Annotated in this window: 30 protein-coding genes; 14 read left to right on the top strand and 16 right to left on the bottom strand. The window is 64.7% G+C overall.

From position 1 onward, the window contains the following. Positions 1-8 precede the first annotated feature (8 nt). The 6 genes from Q9K02_RS01610 (at position 9) to Q9K02_RS01585 (ending at position 4,709) form a co-directional block, all read left to right on the top strand. Positions 9-1,241: a sensor histidine kinase gene (locus tag Q9K02_RS01610; RefSeq protein WP_305931301.1), complete on the top strand. Its 1,233-nt coding sequence runs from the start codon at positions 9-11 to the stop codon at positions 1,239-1,241. Beyond that, positions 1,238-2,038: a LytR/AlgR family response regulator transcription factor gene (locus Q9K02_RS01605; protein ID WP_305931300.1), complete on the top strand. Its 801-nt coding sequence runs from the start codon at positions 1,238-1,240 to the stop codon at positions 2,036-2,038. The genes Q9K02_RS01610 and Q9K02_RS01605 overlap by 4 nt, the downstream gene beginning before the upstream one ends. Positions 2,039-2,155: 117 nt before the next feature. After that, positions 2,156-3,013, top strand: coding sequence for a carboxylating nicotinate-nucleotide diphosphorylase (nadC, locus tag Q9K02_RS01600; RefSeq protein WP_305931299.1), 858 nt, complete (start codon positions 2,156-2,158; stop codon positions 3,011-3,013). 49 nt (positions 3,014-3,062) lie between these two features. Next, on the top strand, positions 3,063-3,476 hold the full coding sequence (locus tag Q9K02_RS01595) for a hypothetical protein (protein WP_305931298.1): 414 nt from the start codon (positions 3,063-3,065) through the stop codon (positions 3,474-3,476). A 92-nt stretch (positions 3,477-3,568) separates the two neighbouring features. Beyond that, complete coding sequence (locus Q9K02_RS01590; RefSeq protein ID WP_305931297.1) at positions 3,569-4,006, top strand: hypothetical protein; 438 nt, start codon at positions 3,569-3,571, stop codon at positions 4,004-4,006. Beyond that, a complete protein-coding gene (locus tag Q9K02_RS01585; protein ID WP_305931296.1) occupies positions 3,978-4,709 on the top strand; it encodes a ribonuclease T2 family protein in 732 nt (243 codons plus the stop codon). The genes Q9K02_RS01590 and Q9K02_RS01585 overlap by 29 nt, the downstream gene beginning before the upstream one ends. Positions 4,710-4,977: 268 nt before the next feature. Here Q9K02_RS01585 and Q9K02_RS01580 read toward each other — a convergent pair whose 3' ends face one another. Next, positions 4,978-5,433, bottom strand: a complete 456-nt coding sequence (locus Q9K02_RS01580; protein ID WP_305931295.1) for a nucleoside deaminase — start codon at positions 5,431-5,433, stop codon at positions 4,978-4,980. A 161-nt stretch (positions 5,434-5,594) separates the two neighbouring features. Between Q9K02_RS01580 and rpmB the strand changes: the two genes are divergently transcribed. Next, positions 5,595-5,885, top strand: coding sequence for a 50S ribosomal protein L28 (gene rpmB / locus Q9K02_RS01575; RefSeq protein WP_278329355.1), 291 nt, complete (start codon positions 5,595-5,597; stop codon positions 5,883-5,885). A gap of 52 nt (positions 5,886-5,937) precedes the next feature. On the opposite strand, the gene Q9K02_RS01570 is transcribed toward rpmB, so the two are convergent. Genes Q9K02_RS01570 through xseA form a run of 4 tightly spaced genes read right to left on the bottom strand, consistent with a single transcriptional unit; the run spans position 5,938 to position 9,546 of the window. Continuing rightward, complete coding sequence (locus tag Q9K02_RS01570; protein ID WP_305931294.1) at positions 5,938-6,939, bottom strand: esterase-like activity of phytase family protein; 1,002 nt, start codon at positions 6,937-6,939, stop codon at positions 5,938-5,940. A 4-nt stretch (positions 6,940-6,943) separates the two neighbouring features. Then, positions 6,944-7,861: a M23 family metallopeptidase gene (locus Q9K02_RS01565; RefSeq protein ID WP_305931293.1), complete on the bottom strand. Its 918-nt coding sequence runs from the start codon at positions 7,859-7,861 to the stop codon at positions 6,944-6,946. Further along, positions 7,858-8,061, bottom strand: coding sequence for a DUF2093 domain-containing protein (locus Q9K02_RS01560; protein WP_422785400.1), 204 nt, complete (start codon positions 8,059-8,061; stop codon positions 7,858-7,860). Before Q9K02_RS01560 ends, Q9K02_RS01565 begins: the two co-directional genes overlap by 4 nt. 30 nt (positions 8,062-8,091) lie before the next feature. Further along, positions 8,092-9,546 (bottom strand): exodeoxyribonuclease VII large subunit, encoded by a 1,455-nt coding sequence (gene xseA / locus Q9K02_RS01555; RefSeq protein ID WP_305931291.1) that lies wholly within the window; start codon positions 9,544-9,546, stop codon positions 8,092-8,094. Here xseA and purD point away from each other — a divergent pair. Together purD and Q9K02_RS01545 are read left to right on the top strand one after the other, a co-directional pair. After that, on the top strand, positions 9,545-10,819 hold the full coding sequence (gene purD / locus Q9K02_RS01550) for a phosphoribosylamine--glycine ligase (RefSeq protein WP_305931290.1): 1,275 nt from the start codon (positions 9,545-9,547) through the stop codon (positions 10,817-10,819). The genes xseA and purD overlap by 2 nt on opposite strands. A gap of 20 nt (positions 10,820-10,839) precedes the next feature. Continuing rightward, positions 10,840-11,418 (top strand): hypothetical protein, encoded by a 579-nt coding sequence (locus Q9K02_RS01545; RefSeq protein ID WP_305931289.1) that lies wholly within the window; start codon positions 10,840-10,842, stop codon positions 11,416-11,418. A 12-nt stretch (positions 11,419-11,430) separates the two neighbouring features. Here the strand turns inward: Q9K02_RS01545 and Q9K02_RS01540 are convergent, their stop codons facing one another. Then, positions 11,431-12,426, bottom strand: coding sequence for an adenosine kinase (locus Q9K02_RS01540; protein WP_305931288.1), 996 nt, complete (start codon positions 12,424-12,426; stop codon positions 11,431-11,433). A gap of 112 nt (positions 12,427-12,538) precedes the next feature. On the opposite strand from Q9K02_RS01540, the gene Q9K02_RS01535 reads away from it, so the two are divergent. The 3 genes from Q9K02_RS01535 to Q9K02_RS01525 all read left to right on the top strand — a co-directional run bounded on the left by Q9K02_RS01535 (position 12,539) and on the right by Q9K02_RS01525 (position 14,631). Then, positions 12,539-13,234, top strand: a complete 696-nt coding sequence (locus Q9K02_RS01535) for an EI24 domain-containing protein (RefSeq protein WP_305931287.1) — start codon at positions 12,539-12,541, stop codon at positions 13,232-13,234. Then, entirely contained in the window at positions 13,224-13,637 is a 414-nt protein-coding gene (locus Q9K02_RS01530) for a hypothetical protein (RefSeq protein WP_305931286.1), read from the top strand. Before Q9K02_RS01535 ends, Q9K02_RS01530 begins: the two co-directional genes overlap by 11 nt. 64 nt (positions 13,638-13,701) lie before the next feature. Further along, the gene (locus Q9K02_RS01525; RefSeq protein WP_305931285.1) at positions 13,702-14,631 is read left to right on the top strand and encodes a hypothetical protein; all 930 of its coding nucleotides are present in this window, start codon (positions 13,702-13,704) and stop codon (positions 14,629-14,631) included. Positions 14,632-14,677: 46 nt separating this feature from the next. On the opposite strand, the gene Q9K02_RS01520 is transcribed toward Q9K02_RS01525, so the two are convergent. The 10 genes from Q9K02_RS01520 to Q9K02_RS01475 form a co-directional block, all read right to left on the bottom strand. Next, the gene (locus Q9K02_RS01520; RefSeq protein WP_278329365.1) at positions 14,678-15,037 is read right to left on the bottom strand and encodes a HesB/IscA family protein; all 360 of its coding nucleotides are present in this window, start codon (positions 15,035-15,037) and stop codon (positions 14,678-14,680) included. Then, positions 15,037-15,555: an SUF system Fe-S cluster assembly protein gene (locus tag Q9K02_RS01515; RefSeq protein WP_278329366.1), complete on the bottom strand. Its 519-nt coding sequence runs from the start codon at positions 15,553-15,555 to the stop codon at positions 15,037-15,039. Before Q9K02_RS01515 ends, Q9K02_RS01520 begins: the two co-directional genes overlap by 1 nt. Continuing rightward, the gene (locus Q9K02_RS01510) at positions 15,552-16,769 is read right to left on the bottom strand and encodes a cysteine desulfurase (RefSeq protein ID WP_305931284.1); all 1,218 of its coding nucleotides are present in this window, start codon (positions 16,767-16,769) and stop codon (positions 15,552-15,554) included. Before Q9K02_RS01510 ends, Q9K02_RS01515 begins: the two co-directional genes overlap by 4 nt. Continuing rightward, positions 16,766-17,524 (bottom strand): SufD family Fe-S cluster assembly protein, encoded by a 759-nt coding sequence (locus Q9K02_RS01505; RefSeq protein WP_305931283.1) that lies wholly within the window; start codon positions 17,522-17,524, stop codon positions 16,766-16,768. The genes Q9K02_RS01510 and Q9K02_RS01505 overlap by 4 nt, the downstream gene beginning before the upstream one ends. Then, complete coding sequence (locus tag Q9K02_RS01500; protein WP_305931282.1) at positions 17,521-17,922, bottom strand: hypothetical protein; 402 nt, start codon at positions 17,920-17,922, stop codon at positions 17,521-17,523. The genes Q9K02_RS01505 and Q9K02_RS01500 overlap by 4 nt, the downstream gene beginning before the upstream one ends. Continuing rightward, on the bottom strand, positions 17,919-18,665 hold the full coding sequence (sufC, locus tag Q9K02_RS01495) for a Fe-S cluster assembly ATPase SufC (protein WP_305931281.1): 747 nt from the start codon (positions 18,663-18,665) through the stop codon (positions 17,919-17,921). Before sufC ends, Q9K02_RS01500 begins: the two co-directional genes overlap by 4 nt. Beyond that, positions 18,666-19,205, bottom strand: a complete 540-nt coding sequence (locus Q9K02_RS01490; RefSeq protein WP_305931280.1) for an endonuclease domain-containing protein — start codon at positions 19,203-19,205, stop codon at positions 18,666-18,668. After that, complete coding sequence (gene sufB, locus Q9K02_RS01485) at positions 19,202-20,683, bottom strand: Fe-S cluster assembly protein SufB (protein WP_305931279.1); 1,482 nt, start codon at positions 20,681-20,683, stop codon at positions 19,202-19,204. The genes Q9K02_RS01490 and sufB overlap by 4 nt, the downstream gene beginning before the upstream one ends. Continuing rightward, entirely contained in the window at positions 20,680-21,090 is a 411-nt protein-coding gene (locus tag Q9K02_RS01480) for an SUF system Fe-S cluster assembly regulator (protein ID WP_305931278.1), read from the bottom strand. The genes sufB and Q9K02_RS01480 overlap by 4 nt, the downstream gene beginning before the upstream one ends. A gap of 101 nt (positions 21,091-21,191) precedes the next feature. Next, complete coding sequence (locus tag Q9K02_RS01475; protein ID WP_305931277.1) at positions 21,192-22,106, bottom strand: helix-turn-helix transcriptional regulator; 915 nt, start codon at positions 22,104-22,106, stop codon at positions 21,192-21,194. Positions 22,107-22,445: 339 nt separating this feature from the next. Between Q9K02_RS01475 and Q9K02_RS01470 the strand changes: the two genes are divergently transcribed. Next, the gene (locus Q9K02_RS01470) at positions 22,446-23,483 is read left to right on the top strand and encodes a quinone-dependent dihydroorotate dehydrogenase (RefSeq protein WP_305931276.1); all 1,038 of its coding nucleotides are present in this window, start codon (positions 22,446-22,448) and stop codon (positions 23,481-23,483) included. An 11-nt stretch (positions 23,484-23,494) separates the two neighbouring features. Then, entirely contained in the window at positions 23,495-25,213 is a 1,719-nt protein-coding gene (gene ggt / locus Q9K02_RS01465) for a gamma-glutamyltransferase (RefSeq protein WP_305931275.1), read from the top strand. Positions 25,214-25,261 lie beyond the last annotated feature (48 nt).

Genomic DNA, 25,261 nt, shown 5'->3' with positions numbered 1-25,261 from the left:
GCAGGGCAATGGCCGTGTTGCCCATCCGTCCGACGCCGTTCTTCGCCAACAAGAACCAGGCGTTCTGGAACCTCCAGTTGGCTGGCTGGGGCGGGGCAACGATGCTGCGCGCGATGTCCGCGCTCGCCAATGGCCAGCCGGCCGACCGGCTCGTCATCATCCTGATCGCGACGATCACCGGCTTCTCGATCAGCCTGATCCTCGCTGTCGTCTACAGCCAGCTCATCAAGCAGAAACCACTGGTGACCTGGGGCGTGACTGCTGTCGTGCTAGGCGGCGCGACCGGCGTCTATGCCTTCATCGACAGCTGGGTGCTGGAGGTGGCAGGCGGCGCCAATACGGGCAATTTCGCCAGCCTTTTCGTCGGCATCTTTTTCTTCGACCTCACTCTGCTCGGCGCATGGTCGGCGCTCTATTACGCGATCAATTTCTTCCTCCAGGTGGAGGAGCAGGCAGACCGGCTGGAGCGGCTGGAAGCGCAGGCCACGAGCGCGCAGCTCGCGATGCTGCGCTACCAGCTCAATCCGCATTTCCTGTTCAACACGCTGAATTCGATCAGCACGCTGGTGCTGCTGAAGCAGACCGAGACGGCCAATGCTATGCTCACGCGCCTGTCCAGCTTCCTGCGCCACACGCTGGTCACGCAGCCCGGCGGCAAGGTAACGGTGGCGCAGGAGGTGGAGACGCTGAAGCTCTATCTCGATATCGAACGCATGCGCTTCGAAGAGCGGCTCCGCACCGATTTCCGCATCGAGGAGGAGGCCGCCAAGGCCACGCTCCCTGCGATGCTGCTGCAGCCGCTGGTCGAGAACGCGATCAAATATGCCGTCAGCCCGCAGGAGGAAGGGGCCGAGATCGCAGTGATGGCGCAAGTCGTCGGCCCGCGCCTGCGCGTGACCGTGTCCGATACCGGTCCCGGCATGAATGCGCAGAACGTCGAGGACGGGCTCCCCGCCGTACGCCCCAGCCGCGCGCGCCGCGATTCGACCGGCGTGGGCCTCACCAACATCCGCGATCGCCTCGCCCAGGCGTATGGCGAAGAACATCGCTTCGAAATCCGCTCACCCGAAAGCGGGGGCTTTTCGGTTCTCATCGAACTGCCCCTAGAATCGGACGAGGAGCCGGCCGCGTTAAGCGCAGCGCCACAATCCGCCCCCCAAACCGCAGCATCCCAGAAACCCGCGGGCCCCTCACCCGTTGAACCGCTGCAACCTCCCCGGAAAGCACCGCAAACGACATGACTATTCGCACCATCCTCGTCGACGACGAAAAGCTCGCCATCCAGGGTCTCCAACTGCGCCTCGAAGCGTTCGAGGACGTCGAGATCATCGAAACCTGCCAGAACGGCCGCGAGGCGATCCGCGCGATCAAGACGCAGAAACCCGACCTCGTCTTCCTCGACATCCAGATGCCCGGGTTTGACGGTTTTTCCGTCGTCCAAGGCGTCATGGAAATCGACCCGCCGCTGTTCGTTTTCGTCACCGCCTTCCAGGAACACGCAATCCGTGCCTTCGAGGCGAATGCGGTCAATTACCTGATGAAGCCGGTGGACGAAGACAAGCTGGCCGATACGATCGAGCGCGTCCGCCAGCGCCTCGCCGAAAAGAAGAGCACCGACGATGTCGAGCGGCTCAAGAACGTCCTCTCCGAAGTTGCGCCCGAAGCGGCCGAGGAACTGGCGTCCGGCGAAGATGCCGAGGCCGCCGGTCGGTACGAGAAGCTGATCAATGTGAAGGATCGCGGCCAGATCTTCCGCGTCGAAACCGACACGATCGAGCATATCGAGGCCGCGGGCGACTATATGTGCATCTACACCGGCGACAATTCGCTGATCCTGCGCGAAACGATGAAGGACCTCGAGCGTCGCCTCGACCCGCGCAAGTTCCAGCGCGTACACCGGTCCACCATCGTGAATCTCGACCAGGTACGCCAGGTGAAGCCGCATACCAACGGCGAATGCTTCCTTGTGCTGGATTCCGGCGCGGAGGTGAAGGTGAGCCGCTCCTACAGGGATGTAGTCGCTAGGTTCGTCCACTAAAAACCTTGGATGAGTCCGTTTGCCCTGAGCTTGTCGAAGGGCCGCCCTTCTTTTCGAGACCAGCATCGGAAGTAAGAACGGTGCTTCGACAGGCTCAGCACGAACGGAGAATTTCTTTTGTTTAGACTCGCAGGCTTCGATCTCGACCAATTCGTCCGCGATACGCTGGCCGAAGATTTGGGCGAGGGCCTGCCCGGTGGCGGGGTGGACGTTACAAGTGAAAGCGTGATCGCCGCCGACGCGCGCTTCGCGGGCGTAATGGACACGCGCGATGCGATCCATGTCGCGGGGCTACCGGTGGCCGAGGCGTTCTTCCGCGCGCTCGATGCGGACATGCGGATCGATATTCTCGTCGAGGAAGGGGCTAGCGTATCCGCAGGCACCGATCTCATGCGACTGGAAGGCAATGCCCGCGCCATGCTTACCGCCGAGCGGGCTGCGCTCAACACCGTGCAGCACCTCTCCGGCATCGCGACCATGGTCGCCCAATACGTGGACGCGATGGACAACCCCGACTGCACTCTGCTCGACACGCGCAAGACCATCCCAGGCCTGCGACATCTCGAGAAATACGCCGTGCGCATGGGTGGCGGCGCTAATCACCGCATGGGCCTGTGGGATGCCGCGATGATCAAGGACAATCACGTGCTCGTCGCCGGCAGCGTGGGCGAAGCCGTGCGCCGCGCGGTCGAAGCAGGCGTGCAGGACATCATCTGCGAAGTCGACCGGATCGACCAGATCGAACCTGCGCTCGGAGCTGGCGCGACCCGCCTTCTGCTCGACAATATGGAACCAGCAGCGTTGCGCGAAGCAGTCGCGCTGGTGGCGGGCCGGGTGCCGACCGAGGCGAGCGGCGGGATCAATCTCGACACCATCAAGGCGAAGGCAGCCACGGGCGTCGATTACGTCTCCGTCGGGCGCCTCACGCAAAGCGCGCCGGCCGCCGATATCGGACTGGACTTTACGCCGCTCTGATTACGCGGCATCTGCGGTCCGATAACGCAAATCATGCGGGAGAGACCGGGTGCGCCCCCAATCCATAGTCCTTTTCGATCGCCTGTTTCTGGCATCGCTAGTGCTCGCCCTGATCAATGCCGTGCTCGCCTATTCGACGCTGGTCGAAGAGGTTGAGGCCGACCCCGCACTCGCGCAAATCGGCGGTGGGCCGATCGTCCTCGGAGTGGTGCTCGCCAGCCTGCTGATTCCGCTGGTGCTGTGGTATTTCATTGCGCGCCGCGCCAGCAACATCGCCAAGTGGCTGCTGGTCGCCCTGGTTGCGATCGGCCTGTTCTTCGGCAATTTCAGCTTCAGTGAAGGATTCAGCTTGCCGGCAGTGCTCGGCCTCGTCGTTACGCTGCTGCAGGTGGTCGCCATCGTCTTGCTGTTCCGCGCGGATGCCCGCGCCTGGCTCGAAGGCGACACTGCCGCCAGCGAATGACACCTCCAGCTTGTGTGACACTGTATTGTGCCATCTTTACGCTAAGCAAGTAATCGGCCATTCCCCGAAGGGACGGGTGGGGAGAGAATACATTGAAGCCAAGGTCGATCAGCCGGTTCGAGGGGTGGTACTTCCTCGCGGTCGCGCTCAGCCTCGTGTCGACGGCGCTGGGGTGGTCGGACATGTCTACCTATACCGACGCTGTCATCGACGAATCCGGCGCGAATTCGCGGGGCATGGGCTTAGTCCTGCTGTTCTCCTCGGTGGCGATGTTCCTCGTGCTGGCGCTGATCTTCTGGGCCGCCATCGTGCTCTCGCGCCTCGGCGCCGCCCGCTGGGTGCTTGCCGTCCTGATCGCCTATGCCGCCTATTCGGTTGGCAAGCGGATCGCCAACACCGCAATGGGGCTCGGCCTCGTCGCCGACATCGCCGCCGTGGCGAGCGCGGCCATCGCCGTGTCCTTCCTGTTCAGGGCGGATGCTAGGGCATGGTTCGGCAAGGATGATGGGCAGGTTTCCGATCAGGTCTAGCCTTGCCCGCGCTGCAATTGCTGCGCTGGGGCTGGGCAGTATCGCCAGCCCGGCACTTGCCCAATCCTACCAGTGCCGCCTCCCCGCCCAGCTTAGCGTGCCCGAAATAACGCCGGATGCGCCCCCGCGCAGACTGCCGGTGACCGGCTACACGCTGGCGGCCAGCTGGAGCCCGGAGTTCTGCAAGGGCCGCGACGGGCAGGCGCGCCATGCCCGCCAATGCTCGCACCGCGCGGGCCGCTTCGGCATGGTGGTGCACGGATTGTGGCCGGAGAGCGGACGGACATGGCCGCAATGGTGCGGATCGCAGCGGCTGCTGACCGCGCGCGATTTGCGCCCGAACATGTGCCTCTCGCCTTCCGCCAGCCTGCTCGCGCGGCAATGGGCCAAGCACGGCAGCTGCATGACGCGCCGCCCGGCGACCTATTTCAAAGTGACGCGTATCTTGTGGAGCGGCCTGCGCTGGCCCGACTACGATCGCATCAGCCGCGAGGACGATCTGACCGCCGGGACGATCCGCACGCGCTTCGTCGACGCGAACCCCGGCTGGACGCGGGAGGCGGTGGGCGTAAAGCTGAACGACCGCGGCTGGCTGCAGGAACTGCGCCTCTGCTACGACACGCGCTTCATGCCGAAGGCCTGCGATCGGGCGAGGTTCGGCGCGAGGGATGGGGCGCAGGCGAAGATCTGGCGGGGGTTGTGATGCGTCGAACGAAGCTGGACAGCGAACTGCCTGAGCATTTCCGACACATAGTCAAAGCCGTGAATGTCTTTTCTGCGATTTTTTCAATAGTCGTTCTGATAGTTTGCGTGACGTCGATCGGCCAAGAACCACTTGGTGAGATAGTCATCACCGCGCTCGCCTTCACCCTCGCCGCCGTCGGTATTGTCCGCCCGGTCGTAATAAAGTTGATCAGGTTTTTTGGCTCCAACTACGGCTGAGCGATTCTGCGGAGGGACTCGGCTGCAAACTAGCGACGCTCCCTGAAAAACTCCCGCAGCATTTCAGCCGCCCGCGCCTCTCCCATACCGGAATAAACCTCGGGCCGGTGCAAACATTGCTTCTGTTCGAAAACCCGCGCTCCGTGCTCGACTGCGCCGCCCTTGGGGTCGCTTGCGGCATAATACAGCTTGGCAATGCGCGCGTGGACGATGGCGCCGGCGCACATGGCACAGGGTTCCAGCGTGACCCATAGTTCGCAGTCGGTCAGGCGTTCGTCGCCCAGTGCCTCTGCGGCGCGGCGGATGGCGAGGATTTCCGCGTGGGCGGTAGGGTCGTGCGTCTCGCGGGGGGCATTGTGCGCCTCTGCGATTACCTCACCATGGCGCGTCACAACCGCCCCCACCGGCACCTCGCCTGCCGCCGCGCTGGCTTTGGCCAGTTCGAGCGCGCGTTGCATGGGTTGCGGGAGGGTCCAGGCGGGCATACCAGCGCCTCGCTAGCCCCCGCGCAGGGGCGGCGCAACGCGCTTGACGATTCGCACCCCCGCCGCTATGCGCGCCGCTTTCCGGGATAAACGAACCCCGCATCCGCCTCGCGCGGGCAAGGGAACGCGCCCAACCATTCGAATCGAACGAGAGACGTATCATGTCGCGCATTTGCGAACTCACCGGCAAGGGTCGCCAGGTCGGCCACAATGTGAGCCACGCCAACAACAAGACCAAGAAGGTCTTCCTGCCGAACCTGCAGAACGTCACGCTGATGAGCGAGAAGCTCGATCGCAGCTTCAAGTTCCGCGTTTCGACCCAGGGCCTGCGCTCGGTCGAACACAATGGCGGCCTCGACAACTGGCTGCTGAAGACCAAGGATGAAAAGCTTTCGGCCAACGCGCTCAAGGTGAAGCGCGAGCTGAAGAAGGCGAACGCCGAAGCCGCTTAAGGGCGGGCGCTTTGGCGCTGCTCCTGACAGGCATACGAAAAGGCGCGCGGGGTCACTCGCGCGCCTTTTGTCGTGCGCGCTCGCCATTCCAGCGCAGCTTGAGCAGATAGGTGCTCTGGTAGGACATCAGATTGTCGTCCGAAATCAGCCACAGGTGCCGCCCGTCACCATCGTCGGTCAGCGCCATTCCTTCGTAATTGTCGGCCGGAAATCCGTCCCCGAGACGCGCCACGATGGTGACATCCACCCGCACGCCCTCCGCGATCGACCGGGTGTCCAACTCCCCGATCGCCGTTGCGAAACGGGGCGGAAAGCCGAACTCAAGCTCCCGAAGGAGGACAAGGGCGCGATCTTCGTCGACCGCGATCAGGTCAACCGGGCGATAGCCGCCGGGCACACCGACCCGGAATGCGACGGGGCGCTCGCCCGCTACCGGATCGCTCGGAAATACGAGCGCTCGGTGAGAATAACCGCCGAATTCCGTCGCTCCTTCCTCGATGGCGACGAAGCGGCCATCCGGCAGGCGCGCAAAGGCCTCCGCTCCGCTGTTGTCGCCCCAGTCCCGCATCGCCGCAGGGCGGATCGCCCCGTCCTCGACCAGTTCCGGTGTGAATCGGCGAATGCTTTGCGAAAACTCGTAGGCCGCCCACAGCATCCCGCTCTCGGGATCGCGGGTCAGCGACTCGAGATCGGCGCCTATCTTGTTGACATCGGTTTCCGGGCCGAAGGGGCTGAGGACCGGCGGCGGCCCTTCCATATCGGGTCTCGTGAAGACAATTTTCTTGCCGCCGTCCGAAGCTGCGATCAGGCGATCGCCGGGCAGCGCCGTCAGAGCCGAAAAACCGCCGAACATCTTCGGGTCGCCGTCGATCCGCCAGGCACCGGTCAGCACGAACGGACCGGCGCGCGCACCGCGATGCTCAAGCGCGATGATCTCTCCGATCCGGCTTGGTTTCCCAGTCGCAGGCGGGTCGCGCAGCCACACCGGCGGCAGCAGGCCGACCGCCACTATCAAAGCAAGGACGAGGCGCGCAGGCCGCATGCCGACGGTCACTCGCTCAGGGCATCGGCCCGAGGAAGAGCAGCGGGTCGAGCCGCGCATTCTTCCACTTGATGCTCCAGTGCAGATGCGGCCCGGTGGCGCGGCCCGAGGCTCCGATGCGGCCGAGCGGCTGGCCCTGCTTCACCGCCTGACCGTCGCGCACGAACAACTCCGAAGAGTGCAGGAAGGCGCTGTTGAGGCCCTGCCCGTGATCGATGATCAGCAGCTGTCCCTCGAGGCTGAAATCGCGCTCGGCCAGCGTCACGATCCCGTCGGCCGGGGCGACATAGGTGGTGCCTGCGCCGCCCGCGATATCGAGGCCCGAGTGGTAGCTGCCCGGCTCGCCGCGATAGATGCGTTGCGAGCCGAAGCGGCCCGAGATGCGCCCTGTCACCGGCCAGATAAAATCCTGCCGCCAGCCTTCGGCGCCAGTGCGCTCCTGGCGCGCATCCCAGATCGCGGCGAGTTCGGGGCGGCGGCGCTGCATGAAGCTTTCCGAAGCGCCGCCAGCTCGCCGTGCGACATTGACGCGCTCAATATTCCAGTCGCGCGGAGCGATGGCGAGGGGACTGCGAATCGTGCGGCCGTCCGCCAGTGTCGCGACGAGTTCTGCAGACCGACCTGCGTCGCGGTCGAAAGCGGCGAAGAAACGCCCTTCCTCATCGAATGTCACCTCTTCCTCGCCGAGCAGCAATTTCGCCGCGCCGCCCGGTGCAGTGCCGCGGATCCAGCCACCTTGCGTCAGCTCTCCATCGAAGCTGAACGTGGCCGGACGGGCTGGGTCGGATGGAGTTGGACTGGGTGTAGGAGACGGCGTGCGAACAGGCTGGACGACCTCCGTCGACCCCGCGGTCTGAACGGTTTCCGACGGGTCCGGCTGCGATACACAAGCGGTGGTAATCAGGAGTAGCGGCGCGACCCGTGCAAACTTCACGGCTTCAGCCGCTCGGTGGCAAGTTGCGGAGTTGCATAGGGCTCTTGGTGCTCGACCGACCAGTAGCGCAACTCGTCCAGCGGGATCGGCACGCCGCTCATCGCGCAGATCACGTGCTGGCCGGGGCGCAGCACGCGAAACCCGCTCGGCCCGTATTGCAGCTTGGCTTCGCCGTTCGAGGGCGAGGAATTCTTGTTCATCAGCATGGTGCAAATCCTAGCAGGTCCACCTTAACCGAACAAATCATCCTGTTTGGGCGGCGTTCCGCTGGCAGGGTGCTTTCGCTTAGGTTTCGGCGCGACCGGTGTCTTGCCGGTCGTTACCTGCAGCTCGCCATCGCGGAATTTGAGCGTGAGCGCCGCCTCCTTCGCCGCCTCCGCCCGGTCGGTCACAGTGCCCTGCGATCCGATCACGCGTACGAAGCCGCGCTGCAAAACCGCATCCGGATTCAGCGATCGCATCATCCGCGCCAGCGACGCAAGGCGCTCGCGCCGCTCCGCCAGAGGCCTTTGGATCATCGCGGGTGCGAGGCGGACGCTGTCGAGCCGCCCGCGCGCCTCGCGCAGCCGCCCTGCCACCAAGGCGGGCGACAGGCGCAATTCGCCCAGCTGCTCCCGCCCCTTAGCAGCGCGATCGCGCAGCCCCTGCTGCAATCGCGCAGCCAGATCGTCGAGCTTTTGTGCCTGCGGTTGCAGCAATGCCTCGCGTTTCGGCAAGCGCTGCACGCGCGCTTCAAGCCGCTCGCGCCCAAGCTGGACCGGCCGCAGGATCGCGCGTTTCTTGCGCGCCTCGAAATCCGCCAGCACCGCGGCAAGCTCGGCGCGCACCGGCACCGCCATTTCCGCAGCTGCAGTCGGCGTCGGCGCGCGGCGGTCGGCGGCATAGTCGGCCAGCGTGGTGTCGGTCTCGTGACCCACCGCGCTGATCGTGGGGATCGGGCAGTCGGCGATGGCGCGGACCACCGCTTCTTCGTTGAAGCTCCACAGATCCTCGATCGAGCCGCCGCCGCGCGCGACGATCACGAGGTCCGGACGGTTGGGATGACCTTCCGGCATGGCCGAAAAGCCGCGCACCGCGCCCGCCACCTGCTCCGCCGCGCCCTGCCCCTGCACCAGCACCGGCCAGACGATCACGCGGCTGGGAAAGCGGTCCGCCAGCCGGTGGAGGATGTCGCGGATCACCGCGCCGGTGGGCGAGGTCACGACGCCGATCGTGCGCGGCAAGAACGGCAGCGCCTGCTTGCGCTCGCTGTCGAACAATCCCTCCGCCTGCAGCCGCGCCCGCGTCTTCTCGAGCAGCGCCAGCAGCGCGCCCTCGCCCGCCAGTTCCATCCGCTCGATCACGATCTGGTATTTGGAGCGCCCGGGATAGGTCGTCAGCTTGCCGCTCGCGACGACTTCCAGCCCGTCTTCCGGATTGAACGGCAAGCGGCCTGCATTGCCGCGCCACATCACCCCGTCGAGTACGGCTTTCTCATCTTTCAGCGTGCAATACATATGCCCGCTCGCCGCGCGCTTCACGCCCGACAGTTCGCCGCGCAGGCGCACGAAACCGAACCGGTCCTCCACCGTGCGCTTCAGCGCGTTCGATATTTCGCTCACCGTCAGCGGCTCGGCGTTGTCGCCTGCGCGGCCCTTCGCTACCAAGTTCGCATCGTCAGTATCTGGTGGGAAATCGGAAGCCATGAATATCCTGTTGCTCGGGTCGGGCGGGCGCGAACATGCGCTGGCATGGAAACTGGCGCAATCGCCGCTGTGCGACAAGCTGTGGGCGGCGCCGGGCAATCCCGGCATCGCACAGGAGGCGAGCTGCGTCACGCTGGATGCCACCGACCACGAGGCAGTCATCGTTTTCGCGCGAGAGAACGACATCGGCCTGGTCGTGATCGGCCCGGAAGCGCCCTTGGTGGATGGCCTCGCCGATTCGCTGCGCGCCGCAGGCATCGATACTTTCGGCCCTTCGCAGCAGGCGGCGCAGCTCGAGGGCAGCAAGGGTTTTACCAAGGAGCTGTGCCAGCGCGCGAACATCCCCACCGCGCGCTACGAACGCTGCACCTCGCTGGAGGCGGCGTGGGGCGCCCTCAAGCGCTTCAAGCCTCCCTTCGTGCTCAAGGCCGACGGGCTGGCCGCGGGCAAGGGCGTGGTGATCGCCGAGACCTATGAAGAAGCGCAGGAAGCGCTGAACGAGATGTTCGACGGCAAGTTCGGCAGTGCGGGCAGCGAGGTCGTGATCGAGCAGTTCCTGACTGGCGAGGAGGCGAGTTTCTTCGCCCTGACCGACGGCGAGACCATCGTCCCCATCGGCACCGCGCAGGACCACAAGCGCGTGGGCGAAGGCGATCGCGGACCCAACACCGGGGGCATGGGCGCCTATTCTCCCGCCCCGGTGCTGACCGCAGAATTGCAGGCGCAGGTCATGCGCGAGATCGTCGAGCCGACCGTGAGCACCATGGCCGCCGAGGGCATGCCCTATTCGGGAGTGCTATATGCCGGATTGATGCTGACCAGGGACGGGCCACAGCTGATCGAATACAATGCGCGCTTCGGCGACCCCGAGTGCCAGGTGCTGATGATGCGGCTGGAGAGCGACCTCGTCGAACTGATGCAAGCCTGTGCGCGCGGCACGCTGGGCGAGGTGGCCACGCCCGCGTTGTCGGACGATTTTGCGCTGACGGTGGTGATGGCGGCGCAAGGTTACCCGGGCACGCCGAAGACAGGCGGGACGATCGACCTTGGCGAGTCCGAGGCGGAGGGCGCAAAGGTTTTCCACGCGGGTACCAGGCTGGAGGGCGAGACGCTGACCAGCAGCGGCGGCCGCGTGCTCAATGTGACGGCGCGTGGTGCAAGCGCGACTCAGGCACAAAAATGCGCCTATGCGGCGGTTGACGCCATCGAATTCGCGGACGGCTTCTGCCGTCGGGATATCGGACAGCGCGAAGTGCGGCGGGAGCTGGGGTAGCGGAGCAATTGGAACCGAATTTGGCAACAATCGCGATGGGTAGCGACGAAGTAGGAGGGTTTCTCGCAGGCCTTCCCCAAGCTCTTGCTCCAATCGAAACCTATTTCCGATCCAAAGCTGAAAGCGGCGTTTGGGCCGACAAGCGGTCCGGCGCGCTCATGGCCGGTCATCGCCCGGATAAAGGCGCTGCGGCCTTTGACGCGATAGTTTTTCCGCCAGCGCCTGCGATGTCTCGCGTAGCCGAACCGCCGCCACTATCGGGCCTTTATAAAGCTTTGAATGGCGGATTCTTTGGGCGGTTGAGCATCTTTGGCCGCGTCGGCAAATTCAGCAGGACCATGCGCAATCCGCTCGATTCTGCGATGGCCGAGGTTTGGAAGGCCAACTACGCTCCGTGCAGCAGCGACTGCTCTCTGTTCGCATCTGAAAATGTCAGCGAAACAGGTCAAGTCGGCTATTTCGTTTCCGGCGCTGGTGAAATTACCGGGCGCGGAAAGCTTAAGTCGAGCGCACCGGCCGAAGCGGGTAGGTGGGAGACCATTGCCGAATGGCTTGAAGATCGCCTCCCAGTCGACGGTGGAGACCCCACAGGCTTCTGATCTGTAAACCCTTCAGCCCAGCTTCTCGCTCACCAGCGCCTTCAGATCCGCTTCGCTCCGCGCACCGTAATGCGAGATGATCTCCGCCGCGCAGATTGCGCCCATGCAAAGGCAGGTTTCGAGGTCCTCGCCGCGCGCGTGGCCGGTGAGGAAGCCCGCAGCGAAGAGATCGCCTGCGCCGGTGGTGTCGACCACCTTCTCGACCGGCTCGGCGGCCACTTCGGCGCGGGTGCCGTCGGCGATAGCTACGGCCCCCTTAGCGCTGCGGGTGGCGACGATCACCGGGACCTTGCCTTCCAAGGCAGCAAGGCCGGCATCGAAATCGCTCTCACCGGTCAGCGAGGCGAGTTCGTTTTCGTTGACGAAGAGAATGTCGATCTGCCCTTCCTCGATCAGCGCGCGGAAATCGTCGCCGTGGCGGTCGATTACGAAACTTTCGCTGGCGGTAAAGGCGACCTTGCGGCCTGCCTTGCGTGCGACGTCGATGGCGTGACGCATGGCGCTGCGCGGTTCTTCGGGATCCCAGAGGTAGCCTTCTAGGTAGAGGATGCCGGCGCTGGCGATCAGCTCGTCGTCGAGCGCTTCGGGCGGCAGGAACTGGCTCGCGCCGAGGAAGGTGTTCATCGTCCGCTCGCCATCGGGAGTCACGAAGATGAGGCAGCGCGCGGTCGGCGGCTCTTCGTCGCGGGCCGGCGTGTCGAAATCGATGCCCACGGCGCGGATGTCGTGGCTGAACACATCGCCCAGCTGGTCCTTTGCGACCTGGCCGACGAAAGCGCATTGCGCGCCCAGCGCGCTCATCCCGGCGAGCGTATTGGCAGCCGAACCGCCGGAAATCTCCTTGGCCGGACCCATGGCCGAATACAGTTCTTCGGCCCGCTCGGTATCGACCAGCGTCATCCCGCCCTTGGCGAGGCCGAGGTCCTCGATCAGTTCGTCTTCGCAGGGCGACATCACGTCGACGATCGCATTGCCTATGGCGATAACGTCGTAACGGGGCTGGGTCATGGGTACTCCGGTGGTCTGGATTTTCGATATGTCGGGCGCGGTTAGCGGTTCATCGGGGGAAGGCCAAGCGCGGCGTTGACTTGATGCCCGCCGCCGCCCAATCGGCATGGCAATGGTTTCGCTGCCCCGCGCCCTGTCACTCGCCCTCGGCCAACTTGGCGATCCGGCCATCCTGCGCGTGCTCGGCAAGAGCCTGGCAGTGACGCTGACAATCTTCGTGGCAGCGGCATTCGCGCTGAATGCGGCCCTTCCGTGGCTGCTGTCGCGCTGGATCGACCTGAGCGGCGAGGTCTATGCTGTCCTGTCGATCCTCATCTTCGTTATCGGTGCCTGGCTGCTGTTCCGCATCGTCGCGCTGGCCGTGCTCCAGTTCTTCGCCGACGAGGTCGTTCATGCGGTCGAGGCGAAGCACTACCCCGCGCACGCCGCCGGGGCGCGAAAGGTGCCCTTCGGCGAAGAGCTGGCGAACAGCCTGCGCGCCACCGGCCGCGTCATCCTGTTCAACCTGCTTGCCGCGCCCATCGCCGTGGTCCTGCTGTTCACCGCCATCGGCCCGGCGATCGTGTTCTGGTTCGTCAACGCGTTACTGCTCGGGCGCGAATTGCAGGACATGATCTGGCTACGGCACAAGCGTGACGCAGTGGAAGTCCAGCCGATCGGCGGCCTCACCCGTTTCGCGCTGGGCGGTGTTGTCGCCGGGCTGCTGGCGATACCCTTCATCAACCTTCTTGCGCCCATTATCGGCGCGGCGAGTGCGACACACCTGGTCCACCGCAGCACACGGAAATCGGTTAATCATGCGCAGTAGCGTCCTTCTCGTCCTCCCATTTCTCGCAGCCTGCGCGACCACGCCGAGCGGACCCGCGGCACCGGCGCAACAGCCGCGAGTAGCACCGCCGCCGCAGGACGTTGTCACCGCGCCCTCGACCGGCGGTTTCATCGCCCCGCGCGTCATGAACCTGCCGGGGCTGGAAGGCGTGATCGGCAAGAACGAAAACGCGCTGGCCAATCTGTTCGGCCCGCCACGGCTGACGGTGAAGGAAGGCGACGCGCGCAAGCTGCAATTCGTCGGCCCGGCCTGCGTGCTCGACATCTATCTCTACCCGCTCGAGCCGCGCGGGGAGCCGAGCGCGACCTATGTCGATGCGCGCCGGGCCAGCGACGGGCTGGACGTGGACCGCGCCGCCTGCGTGAAGGCGCTGCGCCGCTAACCCGGTCTTAAGCAAACCGCGCTAGCTTCCTCGCGACGTGAAAATTACGGGAAGTGGGCAGGCAATGAGCGTGCATTTCGGCGAATTGGCGAAGAAGGTCGGCGCGGACGGCGCGATTACCGGCGAAGAGGTACTCGCATTGCGGCGCGAGGCGTGGCCCGACGGGCGCATCTCGCAAGGCGAGGCCGAGGCGATCTTCGCTCTCAACCACGAGCTTGCAACCAAGCCTGCCGAATGGGTCGACTTTTTCGTCGAGGCGCTGGGCGAATACGTCGTCAACCAGCGCGCGCCGGCAGGCTATGTCGATGCCGAGAACGCGCAATGGCTGATGGGCCAGATCGATGCCGACGGACAGCTGGGCTCGATGGCCGAGCTGGAACTGCTGGTCCGCGTGTTCGAGCGGGCGCAGAATGTGCCGCAGTCCCTGAAGGACTATGCGCTGAAACAGATGGAAAAGGCGGTCATCGAAGGCACCGGCCCGACCCGCGATGGCGGCGCGCTGGAAGCGGGCAATGTCAATGCGCCCGAAGCGAAGCTGCTGCGCCGCGCGATCTTTGCGCCGGCTAGCGAGCGACCCGCTGCCGTTGGCCCGAACGAGGCGAGCATGCTGTTCCGCCTGAAAGATGCGACGCTTGGCGCGGACAACGATCCGGAATGGAAGCGGCTGTTCGTGCAGGGTGTCGCGAATTACCTGCAGGGCTACAGCGCCGAGAATGCGCAGATCAGCCGCGAGCGGGCGGGCGAGTTGCAGGCCTTCATGGCCGACACCTCCTCCAGCGTCGGTGGTTTTCTAGGCCGCATGGCGCAATCCGCACCGAACTCCTTCGGCGTCGTCTTCGGACGCAGGGATTACGATCCGACGCGCGAAGAGCTTGTCGCAGAGGCCGAGGAAGTCACCAGCGACGAATCGGCTTGGCTGGCGGCGAAGATCGAAGCCGACGGCAAGGTCGATGAATACGAGCAAGCGTTGCTCGACTTTCTCGCCGAGGACTGACTACGCCTTACCGAGCGGGTGCAATCGTAGCCGATACCCGGTCGATCTAGACCATGAAGCTTTCGCCGCAGCCACAAGCACCTTTGGCGTTGGGATTGTCGAACACGAAGCCGGCGGTGAAGTCGTCCTCCACCCAATCCATCGTACTGCCGATGAGGTAAAGCACGCTGGCGCTGTCGATGTAGAAAATGCCGCCCGGGGTTTCGATCTTCTCGTCGAACTTCGCCTCTTCGGTGACGTAATCGACCGAATAGGCAAGGCCCGAACAGCCACGGCGCGGGGTCGATAGCTTCACCCCGATCGCATCCTCCGGCGCCTTGGCCATCAGGTCCGCCACACGCTGCTCGGCGCGCTCGGTGAGAATGACGGCGGCCTTGGGAGCCGGACGTGTAGTGGTCTCGGTCATCAGAGCATCCCCAGTTCGAGGCGGGCCTCGTCCGTCATTTTCTCGGGTCCCCAGGGCGGATCCCAGACGAGATTGACCTCGGCATCGCGAACGCCGGGCACGCTGGCGGCGCGCAATTCGACCTCGCCCGGCATGGTCTCCGCGACCGGGCAATGCGGCGTGGTGAGCGTCATGGTGACGGTTACGTCGCTCTCGTCGTCCACGTCCACGCCATAGATCAGTCCGAGATCGTAGATGTTCACCGGGATCTCGGGGTCGTAGATCTCTTTCAGCGCGGCAACGACGGCCTCGTAAAGATCGCCGCCCGGCGCGCCTGCGGGCACGTTCTCCGGTTTCTTCTGCAGGAAACCTTCGAGATAGTCGCGCTTGCGCTCCATGCTTTCGCGGGGAGACTCCTCCGTATCGACGGCATCCTCGACGCGTGCGCGTTTCGGCTTTTCGGGCGGCTTGCCCACTACGGCATCAGCCGGCGAGGGAGCCGCAATGAAATCCTGGTCGTTGTTCGTTTCTTCGCTCATCCGAAGATCCTTTGGGTACGGTCTATGCCGCGCAACAGGGCGGCGATATCGCTTTCGTCCGAGTAGAGCCCGAAGCTTGCCCGCGCGGTCGCGGGGACGCTGAGATGCTCCATCAGCGGCTGTGCGCAGTGGTGTCCGGCACGGATCGCGACATTCTCTTCATCCAATATGGTGCCGAGATCGTGGGGATGAACCCCTTCCATCGCGAAACTGACGATCCCGGCGCTTTCGTCGGGCCCGAACAGCGTCACCGAATTGAGATTGCGGAGTTCGTCGCGCAATTGCCGCGCGAGGGCGCTCTCATGAGCAAACAGCCTGTCGGGACCCATCCCGGCGACATAGTCGATCGCCGCATGCAATGCGATCGCCTCGGTTATCATCGGCGTGCCTGCCTCGAAACGCTGCGGCGGCGGGGCATAGGTGGTTTTGTCGAATGTGACCTTGTCGATCATCGCGCCGCCGCCCTGCCATGGGGGCATGGCATCGAGGATCTCCTCGCGCGCCCACAGCACGCCGATGCCGGTGGGGCCATAGAGTTTATGGCCCGACCAGGCGTAGAAATCGCAATCCAGCGCCGCCATGTCGAGCGCCATGCGCGGTGCAGCCTGGCAGCCGTCGAGCATGATCTTTGCGCCGACCGAATGCGCAAAGTCCGCCGCCTTGCGCGCATCAAGGATGGAACCCAGAACATTCGAAACGTGCGCGAGAGAAACCAGTTTGGTTCGCGGCGTTAACAGCGCCTCGAGCGCGCCAAGGTCGATCCGGTGGTCCTCGGTCAGCGGGCAGACGTCGATCTGCGCACCGGTCCGCTCGGCGACCATCTGCCAGGGGACGATGTTGGAGTGATGCTCCAGCATGGAGAGGACGATCCGGTCGCCCTCGCCGATCTGCGTCATGCCCCAGCTGGCGGCGACGAGGTTGATTGCCTCGGTCGCGCCGCGCACGAACACGACTTCGTTCTCGCTCCGTGCGCCCATGAAGTCTGCGACCCGGCGGCGGGCGGCTTCGTACCCCAGCGTCATCTGCGCCGAACGACCATAGACCCCGCGGTGCACGGTCGCGTAATCGCGCCCGAGTGCATGGCCCATGGCCTCGATCACCGCCTGCGGCTTCTGCGCCGTCGCGGCCGTGTCAAGATAGTGCCACGGCGCGCCGTCACCCGTCACGAGGCCAGGGAAATCTGCTTTGCGCGTGAGAGTTGCCACCTCGCTCACAGGTTCCGGTCCACCTTGGCCAGCGCTACGTCCATGAGTTCGTCCCGCAGAGTCTCGTCGTCGAGATTGACCAGCGCATCGCCGAGGAAGGCCTGCGCGAGCAGGCGCTTTGTGAGCTCCGGCGAGACACCGCGCGCGGCCATGTAGAAGCGCGCGTTCTCGTCCAGCTGACCGACGCTGGCGCCGTGTGCGCATTTCACGTCGTCGGCGAAGATCTCGAGCTGCGGCACGGCGTTCACACTCGCGCCCTTTTCCAGCAGCAGGCCCTTGAAGTCCTGAGCCGCGTCTGTCTTCTGCGCATCGCGCACCACGTCGATCCGGCCGAGAAAATTGCCTGTCCCGTGACCCCAATGGACTGCGCGGACGACCTGGTTGCTAGTCGCTTCGGGTTCGGCATGGGTCACATGCGTCACGAATTCGCGCACCGTTTCGCGCCCGCCGACCGTAATGCCACCCAGCTCGAAATGTGCGCCTTTCTTCAGCACGACCTCGATCTCCAGCCGCGCGAATTCGGCGGAGGCGAGCACGGCGAAGAGCTCGCAGGTCGCGCCTTCGCCCACGGTCACGCGCCAGCGGTGCAATTCGGTCGGCTTGGTCGCCTCCCCATCGGCCACGACCAGCGTATCGCGAAAGCTCTCGCCGGCGGCCACGTCGATCGTGCGCCAGTCGTCGAGCGGCACGCCCTGCAGACGCTCGACGCGCGAATAGCGCCAAGCTTCGTCCTTGCGGGTGGGGAGATCGGCGGTTTCACTCATAGCTTGCCTGCCCGGCTCTGCGCGAGGCGCATGACGGCCGTCTTGTGATAGGCATCCATGCAGGGGACCGCGCCTTCGGCAATGGCCTGCACCTGCGTCTGCTTCTCCTTGCGGGCGATGTCGGACGCCATCACCTCGTCGATCTGCGGGGCGAGCTCGCCCATGCAGGTCAGCATCGCGCCGCAACGGATGGCATCGACCATCTCGTCGCCGCTGCTTTTCTTCGTGCGGCAGGTGAGCTTGCCGTCGACCTTGGCAAGGCCGCCGCTCCACTCGTGCATCCGCTCGCCGATGACGACGATCTGTTCTTCGACTTCGGTCTGGGGCTCAGGCGCAGCATCCTGCGCCGCAGCTGCGCCGGACTGCGCCAGCATCAGGGCAATCGCGAACGTCCTCATGCCGCCATCACCGCGTCGTAGCCCTCTTCCTCGAGGCGCACGGCCAGCTCCGGCCCGCCGGTCTGGACGATGCGGCCCCGCGACAGGATCGAAACCTTGTCCGGCTTCACCACTTCGAGCAGGCGCTGGTAGTGAGTGATGAGCAGCACGGCCTTGTCCGGAGCGCGCATGATCGAATTGATGCCCTCGCCCACGACGCGCAGAGCATCGATGTCGAGGCCGCTGTCGGTTTCGTCCAGCACGGCGAATTTCGGGTCGAGAATGCCCATCTGGACCATCTCGGCGCGCTTCTTCTCGCCGCCGGAGAAGCCGACGTTGACGTGGCGCTTGAGCATTTCAGGATCGAGCTTGAGCAGCGCGGATTTTTCCTTCGCGAGCTTGAGGAATTCGCCGCCGGTCAGCGGCTCTTCGCCGCGCGCCTTGCGCTGCGAATTCAGCGCCTCGCGCAGGAACTGCACATTGGAGACGCCGGGGATCTCGACCGGGTACTGGAAGCCGAGGAACAGCCCCGCTGCCGCGCGTTCGTGCGGCTCCATGTCGAGCAAATCCTCGCCGTTGAAGCGCACGCTGCCGCCGGTCACTTCATATCCGGGACGGCCGCCGAGCACATAGGACAGCGTGGACTTGCCCGCGCCGTTGGGGCCCATGATCGCATGGACCTCGCCCGCGGGCACGGTCAGCGTGAGGCCGTTGAGGATGGTCTTGCCGTCGATCTCGGCAGTGAGGTTTTCGATTTCGAGCATTTACCTGTCGTTCCTGCGCGGACCGCCGGTGCGGTTCGGGCGCGAATAGTGCTGGTCGGGATTGGCCTCGCGATGGGCGCGGGCCCGGGCTTTCTTGTCGGCGATCCGCTCGCGCATCACGATGGTGAGGCGCTGGAGCACATCGTCCATGTTCTCGAGGATCTCGGCGGCGGGAATGCGCATCACGCGGATGTCGACTGCTTCGAGGCTCTTGTCGCGGCGCTTGGCGAGCGTTTGGTCCGCATCGTCCTCGTCGATCATCACGGCGAGACCTAGATTGTGGCAGTTGAAATCGACGATCGCGCTGCCGACGACGGCATGGCGAGTGAATTTGTAGCGGCCCATGTCGGCCTCGGCGAACTTCTTCGCCAGCCCCTTGTGCGCCGGGGTCGAATGCCGCCGCAAGTCGCGCGCACGGTCATGCAGCGCATCGAGCCGCTTCTCCGAAATCTCCCAACCGCGACCCTTCTTCTTGAGCGCGGGCGTGTCGTCGGCGGTCTCGGACGGATCGCGGAGCTGAAGGGTCTTGCGGTCGTTCACCCCACGCTCCCCTCGAGCGAGATCGCCAGCAGCTTCTGCGCTTCGACGGCGAACTCCATCGGCAGCTCCTTCAGCACCTCTTTCGCGAAGCCGTTGACGATCAGCGCCATCGCTTCCTCGTCGTCGAGGCCGCGCTGCATGGCGTAGAACAACTGGTCGTCGCTGATCTTGCTGGTGGTCGCCTCGTGCTCGATCTGGGCGGTGGGGTTCTTCACCTCGATATAAGGCACGGTGTGCGCGCCGCACTGGTCGCCGATCAGCAGGCTGTCGCATTCGGTGCGGTTGCGCACGCCGTCGGCATTGGCCGCCACGCGCACCATGCCGCGATAGGTGTTGTCGCTCTTGCCCGCAGAAATGCCCTTGGAGATGATCGTCGAGCGGCTGCCCTTGCCGTTGTGGATCATCTTCGTGCCGGTATCGGCCTGCTGGTAATTGTTGGTCACTGCAACCGAGTAGAACTCGCCTACGCTATCCTCGCCGTTGAGGACGCAGCTGGGATATTTCCAGGTCACGGCGCTGCCGGTTTCGACCTGCGTCCAGCTGACCTTGCTGCGCGCACCCTGGCACAGCGCCCGCTTGGTGACGAAATTGTAGATCCCGCCGACGCCTTCCGAATTGCCCGGATACCAGTTCTGGACGGTCGAGTATTTGATCTCGGCATCTTCCATCGCGACCAGCTCGACCACGGCGGCGTGCAGCTGGTTCTCGTCGCGCATGGGGGCCGTGCAGCCTTCGAGGTAGCTGACGTAGCTGCCCTTTTCGGCCACGATCAGCGTGCGTTCGAACTGACCGGTATTCTCCGCATTGATGCGGAAATAGGTGCTGAGCTCCATCGGGCAGCGCACGCCTTCGGGCACGTAGACGAAGGTCCCGTCGGAAAAGACCGCGCTGTTGAGCGTGGCGAAATAATTGTCGTGCTGCGGCACCACCTTGCCGAGCCACTTCTTCACGAGGTCCGGATATTCGCGGATCGCCTCGCTGATGGAAAGAAAGATGACGCCCGCGCGCTTTAGCTCCTCGCGGAAACTGGTGGCGACGCTGACGCTGTCGAACACGGCATCGACAGCGACCTTCTTGGCGCCCTTCACTCCGGCCAGCACCTCCTGCTCGCCGAGTGGGATGCCGAGCTTGTCGTAGACCCGCTTGATCTCGGGATCGAGGTCGTCGAGCGAATCGAGTTCCACCTTCTTCTTCGGCGCAGCGTAGTAATAGGCATCCTGGTAATCGATCTCGGGATAGCCGAGCTTCGCCCAGTTCGGCTCCTCCATCTCCTGCCACAGGCGGAAAGCCTTGAGCCGCCAGTCAAGCATCCACTGGGGCTCGCCTTTCTTGGCCGAAATGAAGCGAACGGTGTCCTCGTTCAGGCCCTTTTCGGCGAATTCGGTCTCGATGTCGGACGACCAGCCATGCTCGTACTCGGCAGCCTTCTCGGCGGCCTCACGGGCTTCACGGTCCTGAATATCGATATCTTCGCTCATGCCATTTCTTCCATTCCTGCGAGCTGCGTCAGCGGGATGGCCGCCAGCGCGCCGCGCAATGCATCGTTCACGACCGGCCAGTGCGGCTTGACCGAGCACTCATGCTCGACCGAGCATTCCGTACCCTCGACGCAGGCGGTCAATGCGATCGGCCCTTCGACGGCCTCGACAATATCCGCTACGCTGATCGCCGCCGCCGGGCGCGCCAGTTGCAAGCCGCCGCCCGCTCCGCGCGTCGAGCGGATCAGCCCGGCTGCCGAGAGCTTGCTCACCAGCTTCTGCACCGTCGGCAGAGGCAATCCTGTTTCACCCGCCAGTTCCGCAGCATTCACACGCTCACCCCCGCAATGACGCGACGCGGCGCACATCGTGACGACAGCATAATCTGCAAGATTGGATAGGCGCATAGCTCAATCGTATTAAATCGGACCAAATCGTTCCGATTGCCGAGCTAATGACCGAAGTGCGGATTTTCAACGCATTTCCGCCAGTTGCGAGTCGTTAGCAGCTAGCGGATTTCCTTACCCAGCTGCTTTGCCTCGCCCGATCCGAACAGGTCGACCGAGCCATAACCTTCCGGCCCGAGCATGTCGTGGACCGGCGATTTACCTTCCGGCAACAGGCGCTTCGGCGTCCGCCCGGTGAAGAAGCGGATTTCCTTGATGAGGTGCGCCTGGTCGTAAAAGGCCTCGCGGATGTCGGCCTCCATCTCCTCCGAAAGCTCGGGGAGCGAAAGGAGCGTCGCCGCACGGACTGCGCGATAGCGCCGGACGAGCCGCACGGGGGACTGTCCGAAGAATTGCGCCACGAGTCGCTGCACCTGACGCCGCGAATAAGGCAGGCTCTCGTAGAGCTCTTCCAGATCCGGGCGGAAGGAGGCAGACAGCCATTCCAGCGTCCGGTCGATGACGTTGAGATGCGCCTCCGGCAGGCGCGAGAGGCTGTGACGCACGACATCGGCCATGGCGTCGAGAATCCCCTCATCGTCGAGTTCGCCCTTGCGCCAGCGCTGCGCCAGACCTTCGAACACCTGCGCGCGATCCTCGCTCAGCACCCGGTCCGGTTCCAGGAAGCAGTCGTGGTGGTCGTTCACCGGCAAGCCGGTCATCGCGGCCCAGCCGCGGAAATTGAGCGAAACCCCGAACATCTTGGCGGGGCCCTTGATGTGGAATTCGCGCGCCTGGCAAAGTGGGGCAAGGAAGAAGGCGTCGCTTGTCTCGCCGACCTGTCCATCATCGAACTGCATCCGGCCGACGCCTTCGACGAAGGCCGTCATCTGGCCGGAATAGGCCGGCAGGACATCGACCAAGTCGGCATCCTCACAACGCCACACGTACAGGGAGTTCAGGTACCGCGAAAGATCGTCGGGCGCGGCGACGAAATGGAAAAGATGCTGCTCTTCGTCTGGTGAATCGTCAGCCAACTGCGCCCCCGCCGCTTTGCCCCGATGATAAATTGTATAAATACGTCATTGCTGGAAGCGCAACCCGCTGTCAACAAACAATCCAGCCACACGCGTATGACAGTCGACAAAAAAAGGGCGGCCCCAATACAGAGCCGCCCCTTGAAGTCGAGAACTCGTTGCAATGCTGCTCCGAGCCCTTCGGGTCGCAGGAGTGTGATAGGCCGAGTCTGTTACATTTGATTGTATGCAAGCGACACTATCGCAAAATTCGTTACTGATGGCGCGCAATATGTGCCGACGAGGCGGGCCATTGCGCGGAATCTCGACAAGGTTGCTGGGCTTCGCCATAGGCGCGCGATGCTGTTCGATCTCGCGCGACCCGCCCTCTTCCTGCTCGATCCGGAGCGTGCCCATCGGCTGACGATCCGGACACTGGCAGCAATGCCGATCCGCGCGGCTGGCGGGCAAGAGCGGGATAGCCCGCTGGGCATACGCGTCGCCGGGATCGATTTTCCCAACCCTCTCGGCATGGCAGCCGGCTTCGACAAGGATGCCGAAGTGCCCGACCAGCTGCTGGGGCTGGGTTTCGGGTTTACCGAGGTCGGATCGATCACTCCGCGCCCGCAAGCCGGCAATCCCAAACCGCGCCTGTTCCGCCTGGTCGAGGACCGCGCGGTGATCAACCGGATGGGCTTCAACAATGCCGGGTCGGAGATCGCCCGTGGGCGACTCGAAGCCCGCCATGGGCGACCGGGAATCGTCGGCATCAATGTCGGCGCAAACAAGGATAGTTCGGATCGAACCGCCGACTATGCCGAAATGACCCGCATTATGGCGCCGCTGGCATCCTATCTCGCGGTCAATATCTCCAGCCCCAACACGCCCGGCCTGCGCGCGTTGCAGGATGAAGGCGCGCTGACCGGCCTGCTCGATGCTGTGCTGGAGGCCCGGGGCAGCAACGGCCCGCCAGTGTTCCTGAAAGTCGCGCCGGACCTCGAGCCTGCGGACATCGACGCGATCGCGCGCATCGCGATGGACAAGGGGCTCGGCGCACTAATCGTCTCCAATACGACCATCCGGCGGCCGGCGCTGCGGTCGTCCGATGCGGGCGAAACGGGCGGCTTGTCCGGGCAGCCGCTGCGCGACCTCGCACAACAGCGATTGCGTGACTTCCGCAAAGCCACGGGCGGCGTGCTTCCGCTGGTCGGGGTCGGCGGCATCGCGAGCGCCGAGGATGCCTGGGCGCGTATCCGCGCCGGGGCCAGCCTAGTGCAGCTCTACAGTGCGATGGTCTATGAAGGGCCGGGCCTGCCGCAGCGCATCCTTCGCGGGCTGGAACGGCTGATGCAGCGTGACGGCTTCGCTTCGATTGCCGAAGCGGTCGGAAGCGAATAGCAAACGGCGGCATGAACCGCCTCGTACTCGCTTCGCTCCTCGCGCTCCCGCTCGCCGGTTGCGCCACCTATCCCAACGACACCGCGCTTGACGATGTTGCAACCGCTGCTTCGCCTGTCTGGGCGGTCAGCGCCGCCGATCCCCGCGCTCAGGAGGCCGGGGAGAGCATCCTGCGCAAGGGCGGCAGCGCGACCGACGCAGCCATCGCCACCATGCTCGCACTCACTGTAGTTGAACCGCAAAGCTCCGGCATCGGGGGAGGCGGCTTCATGGTCCGTGGCACTGCCGATGGTAGCGTGACCAGTTACGACGGGCGCGAGACCGCGCCGTCCGGAGCGACGCCCGAATGGTTTCTCGGCGAGGATGGCGAATTGCCGCCGTTCATCGAGTCGGTCCGCAGCGGCCTCAGCGTCGGCGTGCCGGGCAATATCGCGCTGGCGGCAAAAGCGCATGCCGAACATGGGCGCTTGCCCTGGGCGGAACTGTTCGAACCGGCGATCGCGCTGGCCCGCGACGGCTTCGAGATCAATCCGCGCATGTATAACTCTCTGACCAGCGCCAAGAACCGCGCGGCATTCAGCGAGAGCGGCCGGGCGCTGTTCTACGATGCAGCTGGCGAGCCGCTGGCCGTCGGCACGCGGGTGGTGAACGAGCCGCTTGCCCAGACCTTCGAGGCGATCGCCGCAGGGGGCAGGTCGGCATTCTACTCCGGCGACCTCGCCGCAGAGATCGCCGCGACCGTCGCCGCGGACACGCCGCGAGCTGGCGCGATGACCGCCGCGGACGTCGCCGCATATGAAGCGAAAGAGCGCGACGCGCTGTGCGGCGATTATCGCGGCTATCGGGTGTGCTCGATGGGCCCACCGACATCGGGCGGCATCGCCGTGCTGCAAATCCTCGGCCAACTAGAGCGGTTCGACCTGACTGCGCTCGGCGTCGACAACCCGGTGACCTGGCACCTGTTCCTCGAATCGCAGCGTCTCGCCTACGCCGATCGCGAGCTTTACGCGGCCGACAGCGATTTCGTATCCGTTCCGGTGCGCGGCCTCGTCGATCCGGACTACCTCGCCGCGCGCTCGGCGCTGATTTCCGCCGACAGCACCATGGGCGAAGTTACAGCCGGTACGCCGCCGGGTGCACCGCAAGCGCTTGCCGACGGCGACGAGCCCGAAGAGCAGGGCACCACCCATTTCGCTGTAGTCGACGATGCCGGAACCATGGTCAGCTATACCTCGACCGTCGAGGGGCCGTTCGGTTCGGGCCTGATGGTCGGCGGCTTCTTCCTCAATAACGAGCTCACCGATTTCAGCCGCGCACCGGAGGTGGACGGGCGGCTGGTCGCCAATCGCGTCGAACCGGGCAAGCGACCGCGCAGCTCAATGTCCCCCAGCCTCGTCTACGATCCCTCCGGCCAGCCCTTCATGGTGGTCGGCGCAGCGGGCGGGGGCACGATCCCGGTGCAAACCGCGCGCAGCATCATCGGGGCGATCGATTTCGGCCTGGACGCGGAAGAGGCGCTCGGCCTGCCGTTCCTGATGGCCTTCGGGGACCGTGTGCTGCTGGAAGAGGGCACCTGGCTCGAAGAGCAGGCCGATGCCTTTCGCGCGCTGGGCCATGGCGACATCATGCTCCGCGAGGCGCCGGTCAAGGCAGGCGCGATCCTGCGCGGAGCTAGCGGTTGGAATGCCGCCCGCGATCCGCGGCTCGAAGGCCAGCTGGAAACGCCGTGATCGCGCCGCCGCTTGCCGTGACGATGCCGGACGCTTAAGCCCCGCGCT

Source organism: Qipengyuania profundimaris (genome assembly GCF_030717945.1).
Taxonomy (GTDB): domain Bacteria; phylum Pseudomonadota; class Alphaproteobacteria; order Sphingomonadales; family Sphingomonadaceae; genus Qipengyuania; species Qipengyuania profundimaris.
The sequence above is the reverse complement of the archived record's forward strand: the minus strand, read 5'-3'. Positions and strand labels throughout refer to the sequence as shown.

Coding starts and splice junctions, on each gene's coding strand:
- Q9K02_RS01610 (WP_305931301.1), top strand. CDS start 9: ATGGCCGTGTTGCCCATCCGTCCGACGCCGTTCTTCGCCAACAAGAAC.
- Q9K02_RS01605 (WP_305931300.1), top strand. CDS start 1,238: ATGACTATTCGCACCATCCTCGTCGACGACGAAAAGCTCGCCATCCAG.
- Q9K02_RS01585 (WP_305931296.1), top strand. CDS start 3,978: ATGATGGGCAGGTTTCCGATCAGGTCTAGCCTTGCCCGCGCTGCAATT.
- Q9K02_RS01580 (WP_305931295.1), bottom strand. CDS start 5,433: ATGCCCGCCTGGACCCTCCCGCAACCCATGCAACGCGCGCTCGAACTG.
- rpmB (WP_278329355.1), top strand. CDS start 5,595: ATGTCGCGCATTTGCGAACTCACCGGCAAGGGTCGCCAGGTCGGCCAC.
- Q9K02_RS01560 (WP_422785400.1), bottom strand. CDS start 8,061: ATGAACAAGAATTCCTCGCCCTCGAACGGCGAAGCCAAGCTGCAATAC.
- purD (WP_305931290.1), top strand. CDS start 9,545: ATGAATATCCTGTTGCTCGGGTCGGGCGGGCGCGAACATGCGCTGGCA.
- xseA (WP_305931291.1), bottom strand. CDS start 9,546: ATGGCTTCCGATTTCCCACCAGATACTGACGATGCGAACTTGGTAGCG.
- Q9K02_RS01540 (WP_305931288.1), bottom strand. CDS start 12,426: ATGACCCAGCCCCGTTACGACGTTATCGCCATAGGCAATGCGATCGTC.
- Q9K02_RS01535 (WP_305931287.1), top strand. CDS start 12,539: ATGGTTTCGCTGCCCCGCGCCCTGTCACTCGCCCTCGGCCAACTTGGC.
- Q9K02_RS01530 (WP_305931286.1), top strand. CDS start 13,224: ATGCGCAGTAGCGTCCTTCTCGTCCTCCCATTTCTCGCAGCCTGCGCG.
- Q9K02_RS01525 (WP_305931285.1), top strand. CDS start 13,702: ATGAGCGTGCATTTCGGCGAATTGGCGAAGAAGGTCGGCGCGGACGGC.
- Q9K02_RS01520 (WP_278329365.1), bottom strand. CDS start 15,037: ATGACCGAGACCACTACACGTCCGGCTCCCAAGGCCGCCGTCATTCTC.
- Q9K02_RS01515 (WP_278329366.1), bottom strand. CDS start 15,555: ATGAGCGAAGAAACGAACAACGACCAGGATTTCATTGCGGCTCCCTCG.
- Q9K02_RS01505 (WP_305931283.1), bottom strand. CDS start 17,524: ATGAGTGAAACCGCCGATCTCCCCACCCGCAAGGACGAAGCTTGGCGC.
- Q9K02_RS01500 (WP_305931282.1), bottom strand. CDS start 17,922: ATGAGGACGTTCGCGATTGCCCTGATGCTGGCGCAGTCCGGCGCAGCT.
- sufC (WP_305931281.1), bottom strand. CDS start 18,665: ATGCTCGAAATCGAAAACCTCACTGCCGAGATCGACGGCAAGACCATC.
- sufB (WP_305931279.1), bottom strand. CDS start 20,683: ATGAGCGAAGATATCGATATTCAGGACCGTGAAGCCCGTGAGGCCGCC.
- Q9K02_RS01480 (WP_305931278.1), bottom strand. CDS start 21,090: ATGCGCCTATCCAATCTTGCAGATTATGCTGTCGTCACGATGTGCGCC.
- Q9K02_RS01470 (WP_305931276.1), top strand. CDS start 22,446: ATGCTGTTCGATCTCGCGCGACCCGCCCTCTTCCTGCTCGATCCGGAG.
- ggt (WP_305931275.1), top strand. CDS start 23,495: ATGAACCGCCTCGTACTCGCTTCGCTCCTCGCGCTCCCGCTCGCCGGT.